We start from the raw sequence: 15,833 nt of genomic DNA, 5'->3' as shown, positions 1-15,833 counted from the left end.
CCATGGGATCGCTGACCACCTGGAACCGCCTGGAGCCCCGAACCAGGAGCGCAACCCTGCCCGGTCTGGCGGCGCGTGTCGCCGACCCGCTCTGGATGATCGGCCGCCAGGGCCAGCTGGGCGAGCTGACCGGCTCCGACACCGCGTCGCCGCTGGCCGTCCACCTCAGGTACGAGATCGCGCCCATCACCCACTGGCGGCCCGACATCGCCCAGCCCGGCGACGCCGGCCTGCCCCGTCCGGAAGGCACGCCCATCGAGGCGCTGGTCGATCGGGTCCCCGAGCCGGTCCGCCCGCGAGACCGCGCCCACGGCGGCCGCCGCCTGCTCACCCTGCTCGGCCCCACCCTGTCCGACCGGTACGGCGCGGCCCTGCGCCGCGAGTTCCGGCTGGATTCCGGGGACGTCCTGTCCGGCCGAGCAGTGGACGGGGCTGAGGTACGCGCCCAGCTCGCCCTGGTCGGCCCGGAGGAGGTTCGCGCCAGGCTCGATGTCACCACCAACGACGCCGGCGGCTTCGACGCGGCGGCGGAGGCGTTCGCCACGTGGTGGGACCGTCACCACCCCACCGCCGTCGGCGCCTGGCAGCCCCGTCGGCTGGCGGCCCCGTTCACCGTCGGCGCGGGCGACATGACGCTGGGCGCACCCGACCACCGGGGCGGCAGGGTCGACTGGTACACCTTCGACGTGATCGAGGGCACCCTGGCCGCCGGCGGCCCGCCCCCGGTCGAGGGCGGCCTGACCGTACTGCCCACCCAGCTCTCGTTCCCGGGTATGCCGTTCGCCCGGTGGTGGCAGTTCGAACACGGGACGGTGGACCTTGGCCGCCTGGAGGCCGCCCCCGACGATCTCGGCCGTCTCCTGCTCGCGGAATTCTGCCTCATCTACGGCAATGACTTCTTCTTCGTGCCACTCACCCTGCGTGCGGGCAGCGTCTGCCGGATCACCGAGCTGGAGGTGCACACCACATACGGCGAAGTGGTCTCAATCCCTCCGGCCGCGGTGCACGACAAGAAGAAGGGCCGGATGGGATGGGCGATGTTCCAGTTCGACGGCGAGCCCGGTGTGTTGGTGCTGCCGCCGTGCTCAGTCGACGTCCTGGACGGCCCCGCGACCGCGGACATCCTGTTCACCCGTGATGAGATGGCCAACCTGGCCTGGGCCGTCGACCGCGCGTCCACCGAGCCACCGCCCGCATCACCGCCGCCCGACTCCGTCCTGCGCTACCGGCTGTCCACGCCGATCCCACCGGCCTGGCAGCCGCTGCTGCCCACCCAGTCGGGCACCTTGGAGAGCCCGTCGGGTGAGCACGTCCTGGAGGCGCTCGAACTGCCCAGAGAGGGCCGTCGTACCACCCGGCACGCGCGCCACGCCCGCGGCGAGGACGGCGCGGCCCACCTATGGACCGGCTGGCGGACCCGGCCGGGACGCGGCGAGAGCAGTAGCGGCCTGCGCTATGACGATCTCGGATGACGCGCGCCAAACTGAATGCCTTGTCGCGCGAAACCCCGTCCGGACGCGGCATGCCCCGCCGTACGGCTTGGGGCCGGGGGCGGGGCGCGTGTGATGGATGTTCTGGTAGTGCGTGTTGAGGGCGGGCCGGTAGAAGATCAGGTCGTGCCAGTTGCGGATGCGAGGGAGCAAGTCGATTCCCAGGAGCGCGGCCAGGCCGAAGACCGGCAGCGACTGGCCTTGGGTGTCCGCATGGATGGTGTCGGGCTGGACCTCGGAGGTGTTCTTCAGCAGCCCCTCGATGATGTAGACCGCCTCCCAGACCCCGCACGGGATGAAGTGGCTGAACAGGGCGGCGTCGACGCCGAGATCGGCACGCTTGGAGATGCCCAGCCGGTCGCCGATGTCGGTCCCCGACGGCCCGGGTCGCGGGTGGCCTGAACGTAGTGGTCGAGGACCGCACGTACCCCTAAGCAGCACAACGGTCGCATGGATCCGGATGGTGCGCCGCCATCGCGGCTTGGGTGGACGGCGGTGCAAGGAGCGGCTACGTCGTCGGGAGGCCGACCGCGTTGGACGCGTCGGCCTCGAAGTACTCCGTCGTGGCGAAGGGGCCGGCGTGATCCTCGAAGAAGCTCCTGACGCCGTCGATCGAGTCATGGACGATGACGTTCACCGCCTTGGTCCCGTCGGTGCTCGCCACCGCCAGCGTCCACTTGGCGCCCTTGGGAAGCCGGCCGTACGCATTCTTCAGGGAATCCCAGAAACCGTCGTTGTCGGAAATCGTGGAAACAACCATGACATGCACTGTGGCACCATCCCCATTGACTCTCGGATTCGCTCGGCAATTGATGTGAAGATACTGTGCGGCACCATTCTTGAAGTCGTAGATCGCGACGGTCTGAGGGTCCTCGAGTGAATCGTCCGAAGGCATCAAGAAGTGGGTCTCGCTGATCGGAAACAGCTCGTAGTCGAGCTGTTCTGATTTATTGAGGAGTTGCGCCTCCATGGGGTTCAGGGTGAATTTGAGGTGGAGTTTTCCGTGGTCGGCCGCCACTTCGTAGCGGGTGCCGGGGCGCTCGTAGGAGCCTTCGTACCTGGACAGGTCGATGGCCAGGGCCGGGTCGGGCTCCGGCAGGTCGGGGATCGTGACCGCGCCGAGGTCGGCCAGGATTTCGTTGAACACCTTCCGGTAGAAGCTGTCGCGCGGCCCGGCGTTCGCCAGCATCGAGACGGCGATGTTCGATTCCGGCAGGATCCGCAGGCGGGCGCTCTGGCTGACTGCGCTGCCGTCGTGGGCGTAGACGGTTTGGCCGTGCCAATCGCACACGATGAGGCCGAGTGCCCATTCCGGCCCGAACATGTACGGGTCAGGTATGGGGACCCGCGACTCCGTCATCTCGCGGATGATGCCGGGTGAGACGATTCTGGTCCCGTTCGGCGCCTTTCCTTCGTTGAGGAGGACGTACGCCATCATGAGCAATTCCCGGGCTGTCGTGTTGACGTTGCCTCCGGGGCCGAAGGAGCGCGGCAGGTGACCCAGCGGTGAGAGGATGGGTCCCTCTTCGAGGGATCGGATCAGGTATCCGGTCGCGGCCCGGTTCCGGTCCACGTGCTCACGCCGGCTGCTCGTCGAGGTCAGTCCCAAGGGGTCGAACAGGCGATCCTTCATGATGTCGTCCCACCGCTTGCCGTCGCTCACCTCCATGATGCGGGCGAGGATCGCGTAGCCCAGGGCCGCGCTGTAGCCGTGAGTGTGGCCCAAGGGGTGGACCTGGCATGCGCCGGCGATGTTCTCCACCATGCGCTTGTACACGTCGTCGCCCTCGCCCGGATCTCCGTAGTTCTCCTCGATGCCGTTGGTGTGGTTGAGGAGATGGCGGGGTGTGACCTTGGCGCTGACGTCGGGGTCGGCGACCCGGAAATCAGGAAGGTAGGTCCGCACCGGCTCGTCCAGGGCGACTTTCCCCTCGTCGACGAGCTGCATGAAGGCGAGGGCGGTCCATGTCTTGGATACGGAGCCGCACTGGTAGATGGTGTCGGTCGTCGCGGGCTCCCGCGTGGAGATGTTCTTGACGCCGACCGCGAAGTCGGTGATCTCCCCGTCGCCGAGGACGCCGATCGTGGCACTCGGAATCCGGTACTCGGCGAGCAGCTCGGAGACGCGAGCTCGCATCCGCGCCACATCCAACGCTCTTGCCATAAAGGGGTCCTCGTCCTGTCCGATTCTTTCCAAGCGAGAAAAGGCTACGTTGCATTTCAAGTCTCGTCAACGAGGAACTTCCAATGATGTGCTTTAATGCTGGGCTTTCATGCTGATCGTTGCAACAGCATTGTCGATAAATGCAATCCGCAGCAACCAGTCGTTGCAATGTACTGTTGGTGAACGCACCCGTGAACCCGAACCGACAGGGGGTGAGCCGATGCCCGGAGGCAGGCTGAGCCACGAGGATCGCCGGCAGATCGCGATCTGGCTGGCCGAAGGGCTGGGATACGCCGAGATCGCCAGGCGGCTGGGCAGACCCACATCCACGATCAGCCGCGAAGTGGCACGCAACAGCGCGCCCATCGGCTACCTGGCCGACCGCGCCCAGCAGGCCGCCGGGCAGCGCGCCCGCCGCCGCAGACCGGTTCAGGCCACGGAGCCACCAGCCGACGGGCGGCCGGCCGAGTCCGTGCGCGGTTTCGTGGAGCAGTTCGCGACGCTGCTGGTCGGGACCGGCCTTCCCCGGATGCCCGCTCGCGTGTTCGTCTGCCTGCTCACCTCCGACTCCGGGGGCCTGACGTCCGCCGAGCTCGTACGCCGGCTACAGGTCAGCCCGGCGTCGGTGTCCAAGGCCATCGGCTACCTCGAGGCGATCGAACTGGTCGGGCGCACACAGGATTCCGGCCGCCGCGAGCGATACGTCATCGACGACGACGTCTGGCTCCGGGCGTTCAAAGCCGACACCGGGGCACACGCCGAGGTCTCGGCGGCCGCGCGGCACGGGATCGAGATCTTCGGCGCCGGCACGCCCACCGGCACCCGGCTGGGCCAGATGGCTCAGTTCTTCACCTGGATCAGCGAGCAGATGAACGACAGCGGCCTCACCGACGCCGTCGTGCACGACGCGCTGACAGTGCTGGCCGCGCTGGTGCACGCCGCTCGGCCACTCACCGTGGACGAACTCGCCACGGCACTGGACTGGCCCATCCAGCGAGCGGCCGACGCCCTGGGCGCGATCAGTCGTCGTCCCATGCTCTCCGACCCGCTCACCGTGGAGCAGGTAGGGCGCGGCGCGTACGCCATCACCCCGAGGCCTGACCGCCTGAGCTCCGCGCAACGCGACGCACTGATCGTCAGTCCGTCGACAAGGAGAAGGAAGACACCCTCAAACTGATCACGATCGACCGCTAATCGCGGGTTCTACCTGCGAAAACCGCACTCAAGATCGACCCATGTCCAGTTTTCCCCGTATCTCGGCCGGATCCGGCCTCCTCCAGCTTGAGGCACCGCGGGTACGGAGCATGCCATGCCTCATGATCGACAAGACAGGACACGAATCGCCGGTCACTGATCCTGTTCAGGAATCGGTCGTAGATGGACACCTTGGCGATCATCACGACCGAGCAGTGCCGTGGCCATCTGCTGGACCGAGCGGGTGAAGCGGCGGGGATCGTCGGCCGATGTCATCTGGCGGACCAGATCGCCGTCGAAGACAGCGAGCAGGGCGTGGGCCAGGAAGTCGGCGTCGAGATCGGGACGTCCGTCGGCGAGCAGGGCGCTGAGGTGGCGGTGCCAGAACCGGTAGCTGGGGTCGTCGTACTTGTCCTCGGCGCACGCTTGCTCGTGCGCGGACAGCAGGACGGCGTTGCCTTCGGCGATCGCGCCGAGTCCGTCGAGGAAGGCGAGCATCCGGTCCCGGGCGGGTGCTCCGGGCCCCAAAGGTGGGGGGCCATTCTTGACCGCGTCGCGTAGCTCGCGAGACCTTTCCTCCAGCAGCGCCTGCAGCAGTCCGGCGCGGTTACCGAAGCGACGGAACACGGTGCCCTTCCCGACTCCGGCAAGGGCGGCAACGCGGTCGAGCGACACGTGGTCTCCGCCACCTTCGGCCAGAAGCTGCTCAGTCGCGTGGAGCACCGCGCGACGGTTGCGGGTCGCGTCGACGCGCTCGGCACGTTGTTGGGCCATCGGTATCACCTCGAGGCGGACTGTCGGTCCGTATATGCTATCGTATGCGAAACGGACTATTAGTCCGGATTGTTGCCTGTCCACGAAGGAGTACTCCATGGACATACGCGCGCTCGTCGTTGATCCCGACGCCCCGGGATCCCTGCGTCTGGGGACGGCCGCAGAACCCCGGCCCGCGCCCAACCAACTGGTGCTCGATGTCCGGCACATCTCGCTCAACCGCGGCGAGGTGGCGTTCGCCGGCCGGCGTCCGGCCGGAACCGTGCACGGCTACGATGCCGCCGGTGTCGTCGTACGCGCCGCGGCCGACGGCACCGGCCCCGCCGTAGGCGCCAGAGTCGCGGCGTTCGGCGCCGGAGCGTGGGCACAGCGGATGGCCGTGGACACCACCGCGGTGGCCGAAGTCCCCGCCCAGGTCGACCTCGCCGACGCCGCCGCGCTGCCGATGGCCGGCATCACGGCGCTACGCACGTTGCGTTCCCGTTCCATCCTGGGCCGACGGGTACTGATCACCGGAGCGGCCGGCGGCGTCGGCCGTTACGCGGTCCAATTGGCGGCCTTGGGCGGTGCCCATGTCATCGCCTCGGTGGGATCGGCGGCCCGCGCCGACGGCTTGACCGACCTGGGCGCCCACGAGGTGGTGGTCGGTCTGCAGGGCATCGATCGGCCAGTCGACCTCATCCTCGACAATGTGGGCGGACCGCAGCTGGCCGCAGCCTGGGAACTCCTCGCGCCGGGCGGGGGTGTGCAGAACATCGGCTGGGCGTCAGACGAGCCGGCGGTGTTCGCACCGTATTCACTGTTCTCCGTCGGCCCGTCCAAGACGATGAGCACGTTCGGCGACGTCCATGAGGTCGGCCCGGATCTGGCCACCCTGCTGGGGTTCGTGGCGAGCGGGAGGCTTTCCCCGGAGGTCGACTGGCGCGGTTCCTGGGAACGCGTCACCGAGGCCGCCCAAGCGCTGCTGGACCGGCGCATCGCGGGCAAGGTGGTCCTGGACGTAGAACCGGCGGCGGCCGACTGACTGACCACAGCCGGGTGGCGGCCGCAGCTCCGAAGGTGATGATCCATTCGGTGGAGGCGGTGGTGTGTCGGGTCATCTTGGGAAATCCACGCTCAGCGGCTTGTTTGGCGAGACCGCCGATGCGTGCCACGCTCAAGCCCGTGCCGCGTAACTCCATCTCGATGCGGCGAGCCAGGGGTGTGGTGTTCGTGCCGCGGGTTCCGGCGATGCCAAGGTGGATGGGGGTGCTCACCATAGGGTTTGTTCCTCGTGGTCAGGGGTGGCGTGGCCGGGCATGCCCGGGGGGATGGCCGCTGCGGTGAGGACGTCCCAGGTGGGGTAGTGGGCGGCGAGGTTGACCAGGAGCAGCGCGGTGGCGTGGGCGTCGAACCCGGCGCGGTGGCGTTGCCCGCTGATGCCACTCAGGCAGATAGCGGTGTGGGCCAGGAGCGCATCGAGGCTGTGGCCGGGGGCGTCGGGCAGGGTGGCGCGAGCCAGCCGCAGAGTGTCGATGACCCCGTCCGGCTGCCAGTCCGGCAGGTGGCGGCGCAGCACGGTGTAGTCCACGTGAGCGTTGTGGGCGGCGATCCACACGCCGTCGAGGTTCGCCTGGACCGCCCGGGCGATCGACTCCCAGCAGGGAGCGCTGTCGACGTCGTGGTTGGTGATGTGGTGGATGCGGGTGGCGAACGCGGTGATGGGCCGCGGGGGCCGGATCAGGGTGGAGCGTGCTGATTGAGGCACTGGCCGGCCTGCGGTGATGGGGATGGTCGCGACTTCTACGAGGTCGGGCGGGCTGGCCCCGTTGCCTTCCACATCGACGACGAGCAGGCGCGGCCAGGTGCCGAAGTTCACGCTCTCTCCTAGGTGGTCGGCCAGCCGATGTCTGCTCGGCCGTGCCGGCGGTAGTGGTGGGGCTTGCTGTGGTCGTGGACTTGGTAGCCGTGGGTGTGTTGCAGGTAGTAGCGCGGTGGCTCGTCAAGGCCCTTAACCATGATGGCGCGGTCGGTGATCGTCACCTCGCCGACCGCGCCGAGGGCGTGGGCTTGGCCGGTGACGTGAGCGAGGTCGGGAGTCTTCCAGGCGTCTCGGCACAGGTTGAGCTGAGCCAGGGGGCAGATGTCGCAGAGCTCGCGGATGCCGTAGTGGCCGTTGTAGTCGGCCTCGTGGTGGGCGTAGGCGACGCCGCAGCTCGTCTTGCGAAACAGCGGACCCCATGGCAGCTGCTGGTCGGCGGGGCGGTGGAACGCCCGCAAGATCCGCTGTTCGGTTTCCTCGGGCATGATCTTGCGGCGGGCGGTGTCCTCGTATGGTTCCGGCAGGCCGTGGTCGCGGTAGTAGGCGGCGATCTGCTGCCGGAAGAACAGGCCGGTGAAGACCGTGGCGTGCGCGTGCTTCGACAGCTCCAGAGCTTTCTGGATGTGGTCGTCGGAGTCGTTGAGGCCAGGCACGATCGGGCGCCAGTACAAAACGGCGCGGTACCGGGTGGCGTGCTCATACAGGGTGCGCAGGCTGGCTGCGGCGATGGCGGAGTCCACCGGCTCGATACCGGCATGGTCGATGCCCGAGTGAGTCACCAGGATCGTGAGTTTGATGTTGCGGAAGCTGTTGAGGACGGCACAGTCCGCGGGGGCGACTCTCCAGCGGGTGATGATCAGGACGTGATTGTTCAGGCCGTGCTCATCCAGGAGTCGCAGCGCGTTGAAGGTGTGGGGTTTGACGACGGGCAACATGGGGTCGGTGGCCCGGTTGAACACCTGGACGGGTGTCGTGTGCGGCTGGAAGTAGCGGTGGCCGGTCAGCAGTTCAACCGCGGCTTCGTCGCTCATCAACGCGTGGGGCGTCTTCATCTCGAAGTTCGCAAACAGGTGGCGTACGCAGTATCCGCAGTCCAACGGGCATCCCACCACGTGGTTGAGTGACAGGCCAGACTTGCGGTACTCGATGACGTCGGCGAGTTCGGGCCTGAGGTCCGCGATCTGCGCGGATGTCAGCAGCGGCAGAGCGCGCCGGGCACGGGGTGCGGTCATGGGGTGCTCCTGTCGGCGATGCGGGCACCACCCTGATAGTGACTACCAAGACCGGATCAGCCGACTGTTCAGCACGGGGCCGGTCCAGCTCGGATTCGCCACCGACTACACACCACACCCGCCGGGGGATGATCCTGTGAAGCGTCGTGACGCCCTCCTCCTGGGGCTCAACGCGACCATCGTCGTCTCCGGCGCGCTGGCTGACACCGAGCGTGAAGCTTATGAGCTCACCCGCCACAGTGAGCGGACCGAGATCGGGCCCCGCAGCATCGAGCGTTTTCACCAGATCATCAGCGACTACGGGCACGCCTATCCCCGCCACAGCGCAGAAGAGCTGTGGCACAGTGTGCTCGCCGATCGCCGCCATGTCGTCGAACTCCTGCACCTGCGCATGACGCTCGCCCAACGCCGTGAGCTGTACATCGCCGCCGCGTGGCTGTCGGTGATCCTGGCATGGGCCGCTCAAGACCGCGGCCAGGTACGCACCTCACTCGCCTACGCCGCCGATGCACGCCATCACGACGAGGAAGCCGGCCACGACGAGATCACCGCATGGGCCTGGGACGTCGAAGCCACGACCCTGCTGTACGACGACCGGCCCCGCGACGCGCTGCACGCCGCCGAACAAGGAGCAGCGATCGCACCAGCCGCGACCGCAGCGTGCACACGCCTGATCGGGCAACTGGCTCGCATCCACGCCCGGCTTGGCCACACCGCCCCCGCTCACCAGGCACTGGCGGCCCTGCGCGAGGATACCGAGCGGCTGCCGGCGCACGTATCGGGGCTGTTTGGCGCCGATGCAGTACGAGCCTGGTCGGTGGCCGCCACCTCCAGCTTGTGGCTCGGCCACGACGATCAGGCCCGCGCCTATGCCGAACAGGCACTGGAGATCTACGAGCAGGCCCCACACCTGTCCCCGACCCGACGGGCGATCACCGCCCTGGATCTGGGAATCGCCTGCGCCCGGCTGGGCGATCCCGAACGGGCCGTTGCATACGGCATCACAGCGATCGCCGCTCCGCGATACGCCGCAGCTATCATCAACCGGAGCACCACCCTCGGCACCGTGTTGGAGCACACCTATCCGCGGGCGACGATCGTCACCACATTCCAACAGAAGATGGCCGACCTCGCGCCCGGACTCAGCCGAGAGGCGCAGCTACCCCGGTAACTCCTGCGCTTCCTGAAGTGAACACGCAGGCATGGGACCGCCACCGCGCGGAAACTGTCGCGCGCAGGGACTACAGTCGGCCGGTGAGCACCGACACCCTGCCTTCCGCCACCCCTGATCTGCTGCGCGCCGACATGGTCGCAACACTCAAGGAACGGGGCTCGATCCGCTCCCCGCAGGTCGAAGCGGCCTTCGCCGCGGTACCGCGTGAGAGGTTCGCGCCCGAGGCGTCGCTGGAGGCCGCCTACTCCGCCCAAGACGTGGTCGTCACCAAACGCGGCCCAAACGGCAGGGCGACGAGTTCGATCAGCGCGCCCTGGCTCCAAGCCGAGATGCTCGAAACCGCACAGCTCACCCCCGGCGCGAAAGTGCTCGAGGTGGGCAGCGTTCTCTGGTCAGTTCAGCTGTTGCAAGGACGGCTGACGAACTGGCTCGCTAAAATCACTATCCGTGATGGACTCGCTACGCCTGCGAGGAACCGGGCGTTGGACAACGCATCGGTTAGATGTCGAGAGGGACTGGTCCCGCTTCGCTGACGACCCCGTGTTACGAGGGCTCCCGTCACTTTCAAGCCTTGCGGCAGCGAACAGGTCACGGAATGGGAAATGGTTCCTGCTTGATCCAAGCGGCCGTCCAGATGCGCGTGTGAATGCCTTCTTCAGCTCGGCGAAGATAAGAAACCGGGCCGACGCGACGGCCAAGAAGTACATCACGGCTCTGGGCGTGTGGCTGACGTTCCTTGATCGGATCGGCCGCCCCTGGTGGGAAGCGATCGAGGACGACGTCGAAGAGTTCGTGTTCTGGCGCTTGACCGACCCGGCGAACGAACGACGCGTCACCGGCGGCACCGTTCACGGCAATCTGATCGCGATGCACGTGTTCTACGCGTGGGCCGAGCCCCGATACGGGGTGGACAACCCGGTGTCCACGGAGCTGGTCAGGGGCAGGAAGTTCGACCACGAGGTACGGCGGATCCAAGCCGGCCCGCACATCATCCGCGACAAGGACGTCAAGTGGCTGGATCCCAGCGGCTACCAGCGCTGGCGCGATATGGGACTGCGCGGGTTCGACATCGACGGGTTGGAGGACCCGAAGTGGCGAGGCCGCAACACCCAGCGGGATTCGGCGTTCGCCGACGGCCTTTACGGGACCGGCCTGCGTCTGAGCGAGTGGGCCAGCGTACTGGACGTCGAACTACCCACCGACGACGCTGATCGCAGCTACTCCACGTGTTACCTGGCCAGCAAATGCGCCAAGGGCAACCGCGGGCGGCTCTACTGGATGCCCCGGACGGTGCTGGTCGACGTGCTGTCCTACATGGAGGGCGCCCGCGCGGCCGCGATACGGCGAGCCCGGCGCAGCGGCCGCTACGAGCGGCTGACTGGGGTGCGCGTCTTGGAAGGGGTGACCCATGCGGGCGAGCTGGAGCTGGTGGACGCCTCAAGCGGAGAGCACCATCTGATTCGGCTGGATGAGCTGGACCCGCGGGCGCGTCTGCGGTTGTTTCGGCGCACGCCTGGTGGCCTGGAGCCGTTGGCGGTGTGGTTGAACGAGGACGGGCTGGCGCGACCAGCTGATGCTTGGGAGAAGACCTTCGAGCGCGCCAACGATCGGCTGGGACGCGCAGGACTGGAAGGATTGGTGGCCACCCCGCATATGCTGCGGCACTCGTTCGCGCTGCGCTGGTATTCGGCTGGCCGCCTGTCCTACGAGCTGCGCTACGCCCACCTCGGTGATGAGGAGCTGCGCGACTTTCGTGAGCAGTTCGGCGACGTGTGGCATCTGGTGCAGACCATGCTGGGGCACGTCGACGTCACCACGACCAAGAACACATATTTGGAGCCATTTCGGGCGTTGGATGTCATCTTGCTTCTGGAGCACACTCGGGGGAGCGCGGTGGCGGATCTGCTGGGGGAGATGTTCGTTCACCATCCCTATGTCCGCACCGATCCGCGACGGGGCGAGGGATGAGCGGCCGGGGCCGCAGCGCCTCGCTGCCGCCGGCCGACTACCACCCGCCGCAGCGTCTGTTTCACGACGCAGACGGTGAGGCGATGGTGGTGCGGTTCTTCTCGGAGATCGACGGCACGCACCGAGACTTCGACTTCGCTACCTTCCCCGTCGCGCCACAGTTGCGGCTGTGGTTCGCCGAGGCATTCTTGAAAGCCACCGGCCCTGGCGGGTCCAAGCGGCGCATGGCCTCAGCGGAGGCGACCTTCCAGGGGATACGACGTTTCGCCCGCTACCTGGGCCAGCTACGGCACCCGCCCAAGACATCGGCGTGGTTGCGGCCGGTCCACCTGGACGGCTATGCGCTCGGCCGCCGCGACACCAAGGGGTGGTCACGCGAGTTGGGCTGTGTCCGCAGCGCCCTGCGAGCCGGTGAGGGCACCCCGGCAGAGTTCCTGATCCACCTGGACGGGATGAGAACTCCCCGCAAGCGTGACGATCCCACAGTTATCTACACCAAGCAGGAGTTGAAGAAGATCCAGGAGGCGGCCCGAGCGGAGGTTCGCGCCGCGGCGGCGCGGCTGCGCGAGGGCCGCGCCTTTCTCCATCGATGGCGCGAGGGCAAGATCGGCAAAGATGACGTTCTGGCCTGGGAGCGCGGCTGGCTACTGGACTACGTCGACCAGCACGGTGATGTTCCACGCCGCATCCCGGGGCCGACCGCGAAGCTGCAGTGGACTAGAACGAAGACCGTGGTCGGCCGCCATGGCGGTCCTCGGGTGGTGATGGCCCAGCTTGGCATGACTGTCCATGAGGCCGCCGCGGCGGCCGTGCTGTTGATCTGCTTGACGGGGGAGAACCTGACGACCATCGCGACCGCACCCGCGGTGTTTCACCGGCCGGACGGGTATGCCGGGCGGACCGCTTCGGTGCTGGTGGATCTGGTCAAGCCCCGGCGCGGAGCACGCAAGTCGAGCATGACCGCGCCCTGGAGTGACCTGCCTCCCTGGATCGCGGGCCCGCCGACCACGACGCCTGCTCGGCGCCGAGGCGAGCTGACCACCCCGTTTGGGCTCTACATGCTGCTGGTCGAGCTCATGGACTTCGGCCGGGGCCAGGCGGGGACGGATCGCTTGTTTGTCCCTTGGGCCTCTAGCGGCGGCAAGGGCCGCAGCCGCGGCTGGCGCACGGGGTTGCCGAAGAACGCCACGTTCGATTGGGGGCGCAGCCTGGGCCTGCCGGTCGACTGCGACCGGCTGCGGTTGACCTGGCTGGAACGCCACCAGCGGCCGGTCGCGCATACCGAGGCCACCTTGGCCAACGAGTATCTGGTCCGCAGCAGAGGCGATCTTGTCGAGTACAGGAAGGTAGTGGCCAAGACCCTGCGCGAGCAGGTCCGCAAAGCCCGGACGCTGGAGCGGATGAGGTTGCTGAGCACCGGCGATGTTCGCGCTGCCGTCGAGGATCCCGAGCTGATCGCCAAGCGCTTCGACATGGACTTGGTGACTTTGCGGCGTGTCCTGGCCGGCGAGCTGGACACCGTGCTCGGCGCCTGCGTTGACAACCTGAACAGTTCCTTCACCGCTCCGGGAAGGCCCTGCGAGGCCTCGTTCATGCTGTGTCTGAGCTGCCGCTGCGCCCGCGCCCTGCCCACCCATCTGCCGATCCAAGTCACGGTCCGCGACGAGATGCTGGTGCGCAAGCCGACGATGACCCCGCTGCGCTGGGCCGAAAGGTTCGCCGGCCCCCTCGCGCAACTGGATGATCTCCTGCGCCACTACCCGGACGCGATGATCGAGCAGGCCCGCGCCTCGATCACGCCGGACCATCGGGCTTTGGCCCAGCGGCTCCTGAACAGGGAACTGGACGTTCGATGACCTCTCCCCAACCGCGTCGGCGCGCTGCCGGCCTGCCTGGCCCAGACACTGCGGTGCTGGTCAACCGCCCGCTTCGGCCGGAAGTTCAGGAACGCCATCTGTCGGTCTTCGCTGATGACCGCTGGAACCTCACGCCCGCGTTGCATGACCTGAACGCCAAAGTCAGCGCGGTGACCTTCGACAAGGTTCCGGAGCGCTTTCGCCTGCACATCAAGCACTTCGCCTGGTTGTTGATCAACGATCGGGGGCCGCAGCGCCGAGCTTTCAGGATGTCAGTCGATCGGCCTGCGATCCGCACCGTGGTGTCCATCGTCCGCCACGTCCGCGAGTTCGCGATCTGGCTGCAGGTCCGCGGCGTTGAGCGGTTCGTCGATGTCACGCAGGAGGACCTGGACCACTACTTGGAGCACGTCAACGCGAACGAGGAGTTCAACCTGGATCAGCGGATGGACCTGCTGAGCGGCGTTCGCTGGTATTGGTCGCGGCGCGATGCGCTCCTGGCCGAGGCGCGCCTTCCCGAGTGGCCGCCTTGGCATGGTGAGAAGGTTCAGGACCTGGTCGGCCGCCGCACCCTGCACATGACCAACCGGACGCACCGCATCAGCCCGGACACGATGGAAGCGTTGCTGTTGTGGTCACTGCGGTTCGTCGAGTGCTTCGCCGACGACATCACCCGCGCCTACCACGAGTTCGTCACGCTGAGTGCCCGCACCCCCAGAGCCCGCCGCGCGCGAGGCACCTCTCCAGCCCGTTACGGCAGCACCCAGCAGCAGCACGAACTGGTGAAGCAGCAGTTGGAAGAGTTGCTCTCCCAGCTCAAGGCCAAGGGCTTCCCGCTGCCTGGCCGCCGTCAGCCCGACGGAGGCCTCAGCGTGAACTATCCGCACCTGGGCCGCCTGCTCAACACCGCCGCGAACATGCGCTATGTCGAGGGCTACCACCGCATCATCGAAGCCAGTGGCCTTCCGATCGGCGAGGCGACCTACCTCTATCAGCCGGTCACCGGGACGCTGCAGGGGCGGCCCTGGCGTTCCACCTTGATCAGCTATCACGAAGCGCCGGTTCTGGCGCGTCTGCTGTCGGCCGCGTGCTTCGTCGTCATCGCCTACCTATCCGGGATGCGCACCGGCGAGATGCTGAACCTGCGCCGCGGATGCGCCACGTTCGACGCGAGCAACGACCTGTGGTTGATCACCGGACACCACAGCAAAGGCGTGGTGGACCAAGACGGCAACACCAAGGCCGAAGGCGAGATCCGCCCCGATCCCTGGACCGTCATCGACCCGGTCGCCACCGCCATTGGCGTGCTGGAGCAGCTCCACGACTACGACATCCTCTTCCCTACGACTCTCAACACCGAAGGCAACGTCGGCGAAACGGTCCTCGGACAGAGAACCGGCCTGGCTCGCGACGGCGCCATGATCAAGATGGACATCGCCCAGCTGATCGCCTGGGTCAACGACTACTGCGCTCAATATGGCCTGCCCGAGGCCATACCTGCTGACCGCGACAACCGTCCCATCACCATCGGCCGGTTCCGCCGCACCCTGGCCTGGTTTATCGCGCGCAAGCCCCGCGGCCTGGTCGCCGCCGCGATCCAATATGGGCACGTCCACGTCAAGATGACCCTCGGCTACAGCGGCACCTACGATTCCGGGTTCCCCGACGAACTTGCCTTCGAGCAATGGCTCCACCGCATCGAGCAACTAGTCGAGGCTGACCGGAGACTCCAGGCCGGAGAACACGTCAGCGGCCCGGCCGCGGACGCCTACAAACAGCGGGTTCAGCTGGGCGCTACCAAGTTCAGCGGCCGCGTGCTGCGCACGTCCCGCGAGGCACGGGACCTGCTGGGCAACCCCGACATCCAGGTCGTCCAAGGCTTGGGCATGACATGTGTTCCCGACCCGGACAAGGCGCTCTGCCAGATGAAGTTCGAAGAAGACAACGCCCGTTTCACTCCTGATCTTGACGACTGCCGTCCTCGCTGCGGCAACATCGCCCGGACGGACGGCGACATCGACGAGATCAAGCAGAAGATCACCGAACTCCGGGTGATCGTCGCCGATGCACTCGCACCCACCATCCGCCACCAACGAGAACAACACGAGCTGAAGCGGCTGGAACGCCTCGTCATCGACCACGAGCAAAGCCGACAGCGCACCCCAACCGAATAGGCCCCG

Annotated in this window: 12 protein-coding genes and 1 pseudogene; 8 read left to right on the top strand and 5 right to left on the bottom strand. The window is 67.2% G+C overall.

The annotated features are described in order from the left end of the window. Nucleotides 1-2: 2 nt before the first annotated feature. On the top strand, nt 3-1,472 hold the full coding sequence (locus ABT061_RS43400) for a hypothetical protein (protein ID WP_350929367.1): 1,470 nt from the start codon (nt 3-5) through the stop codon (nt 1,470-1,472). Nucleotides 1,473-1,568: 96 nt separating this feature from the next. On the opposite strand, the pseudogene ABT061_RS43395 reads toward ABT061_RS43400, so the two are convergent. Together ABT061_RS43395 and ABT061_RS43390 are read right to left on the bottom strand one after the other, a co-directional pair. After that, a pseudogene (locus ABT061_RS43395) lies at nt 1,569-1,805 on the bottom strand (Tn3 family transposase); the annotation flags it as partial. Between the two features lie 193 nt (nt 1,806-1,998). Then, nucleotides 1,999-3,627, bottom strand: a complete 1,629-nt coding sequence (locus tag ABT061_RS43390) for a serine hydrolase (protein WP_350929418.1) — start codon at nt 3,625-3,627, stop codon at nt 1,999-2,001. 247 nt (nt 3,628-3,874) lie between these two features. Here ABT061_RS43390 and ABT061_RS43385 point away from each other — a divergent pair, with 247 nt between their 5' ends. After that, entirely contained in the window at nt 3,875-4,831 is a 957-nt protein-coding gene (locus tag ABT061_RS43385) for a GbsR/MarR family transcriptional regulator (protein ID WP_350929364.1), read from the top strand. 170 nt (nt 4,832-5,001) lie between these two features. Here the strand turns inward: ABT061_RS43385 and ABT061_RS43380 are convergent, their stop codons facing one another. Then, complete coding sequence (locus ABT061_RS43380) at nt 5,002-5,622, bottom strand: TetR/AcrR family transcriptional regulator (protein ID WP_350929362.1); 621 nt, start codon at nt 5,620-5,622, stop codon at nt 5,002-5,004. 97 nt (nt 5,623-5,719) lie between these two features. Between ABT061_RS43380 and ABT061_RS43375 the strand changes: the two genes are divergently transcribed. After that, nucleotides 5,720-6,646, top strand: a complete 927-nt coding sequence (locus ABT061_RS43375) for a zinc-binding dehydrogenase (protein WP_350929360.1) — start codon at nt 5,720-5,722, stop codon at nt 6,644-6,646. Between the two features lie 228 nt (nt 6,647-6,874). Here ABT061_RS43375 and ABT061_RS43370 read toward each other — a convergent pair whose 3' ends face one another. After that, nucleotides 6,875-7,480, bottom strand: a complete 606-nt coding sequence (locus ABT061_RS43370; protein WP_350929358.1) for a 3'-5' exonuclease — start codon at nt 7,478-7,480, stop codon at nt 6,875-6,877. Between the two features lie 8 nt (nt 7,481-7,488). Beyond that, complete coding sequence (locus tag ABT061_RS43365) at nt 7,489-8,655, bottom strand: hypothetical protein (RefSeq protein ID WP_350929356.1); 1,167 nt, start codon at nt 8,653-8,655, stop codon at nt 7,489-7,491. Between ABT061_RS43365 and ABT061_RS43360 the strand changes: the two genes are divergently transcribed. The 5 genes from ABT061_RS43360 (at nt 8,570) to ABT061_RS43340 (ending at nt 15,827) form a co-directional block, all read left to right on the top strand. Further along, nucleotides 8,570-9,826, top strand: a complete 1,257-nt coding sequence (locus ABT061_RS43360; protein WP_502991609.1) for an NsdA family TPR-like regulatory protein — start codon at nt 8,570-8,572, stop codon at nt 9,824-9,826. The two genes, ABT061_RS43365 and ABT061_RS43360, sit on opposite strands and share 86 nt — an antisense overlap. A gap of 83 nt (nt 9,827-9,909) precedes the next feature. Then, a complete protein-coding gene (locus ABT061_RS43355) occupies nt 9,910-10,362 on the top strand; it encodes a class I SAM-dependent methyltransferase (protein ID WP_350929352.1) in 453 nt (150 codons plus the stop codon). A 109-nt stretch (nt 10,363-10,471) separates the two neighbouring features. Next, nucleotides 10,472-11,797: a site-specific integrase gene (locus ABT061_RS43350; RefSeq protein WP_350929350.1), complete on the top strand. Its 1,326-nt coding sequence runs from the start codon at nt 10,472-10,474 to the stop codon at nt 11,795-11,797. After that, nucleotides 11,794-13,653 carry a hypothetical protein gene (locus tag ABT061_RS43345; protein ID WP_350929347.1) on the top strand — a complete coding sequence of 620 codons (1,860 nt, stop codon included), beginning with the start codon at nt 11,794-11,796 and terminating at the stop codon, nt 13,651-13,653. The genes ABT061_RS43350 and ABT061_RS43345 overlap by 4 nt, the downstream gene beginning before the upstream one ends. Nucleotides 13,654-13,706: 53 nt before the next feature. After that, nucleotides 13,707-15,827 (top strand): hypothetical protein, encoded by a 2,121-nt coding sequence (locus tag ABT061_RS43340; RefSeq protein WP_350929345.1) that lies wholly within the window; start codon nt 13,707-13,709, stop codon nt 15,825-15,827. Nucleotides 15,828-15,833 lie beyond the last annotated feature (6 nt).

This window comes from Streptosporangium sp. NPDC002544 (assembly GCF_040295965.1).
Taxonomy (GTDB): domain Bacteria; phylum Actinomycetota; class Actinomycetes; order Streptosporangiales; family Streptosporangiaceae; genus Streptosporangium.
This window is presented reverse-complemented; position numbering and strand designations above follow the sequence as displayed.

Excerpts from the sequence above, each read along its gene's own strand:
- ABT061_RS43365 (WP_350929356.1), bottom strand. The coding sequence starts at position 8,655 with ATGACCGCACCCCGTGCCCGGCGCGCTCTGCCGCTGCTGACATCCGCG.
- ABT061_RS43390 (WP_350929418.1), bottom strand. The coding sequence starts at position 3,627 with ATGCGAGCTCGCGTCTCCGAGCTGCTCGCCGAGTACCGGATTCCGAGT.
- ABT061_RS43360 (WP_502991609.1), top strand. The coding sequence starts at position 8,570 with ATGACGTCGGCGAGTTCGGGCCTGAGGTCCGCGATCTGCGCGGATGTC.
- ABT061_RS43385 (WP_350929364.1), top strand. The coding sequence starts at position 3,875 with ATGCCCGGAGGCAGGCTGAGCCACGAGGATCGCCGGCAGATCGCGATC.
- ABT061_RS43380 (WP_350929362.1), bottom strand. The coding sequence starts at position 5,622 with ATGGCCCAACAACGTGCCGAGCGCGTCGACGCGACCCGCAACCGTCGC.
- ABT061_RS43345 (WP_350929347.1), top strand. The coding sequence starts at position 11,794 with ATGAGCGGCCGGGGCCGCAGCGCCTCGCTGCCGCCGGCCGACTACCAC.
- ABT061_RS43400 (WP_350929367.1), top strand. The coding sequence starts at position 3 with ATGGGATCGCTGACCACCTGGAACCGCCTGGAGCCCCGAACCAGGAGC.
- ABT061_RS43375 (WP_350929360.1), top strand. The coding sequence starts at position 5,720 with ATGGACATACGCGCGCTCGTCGTTGATCCCGACGCCCCGGGATCCCTG.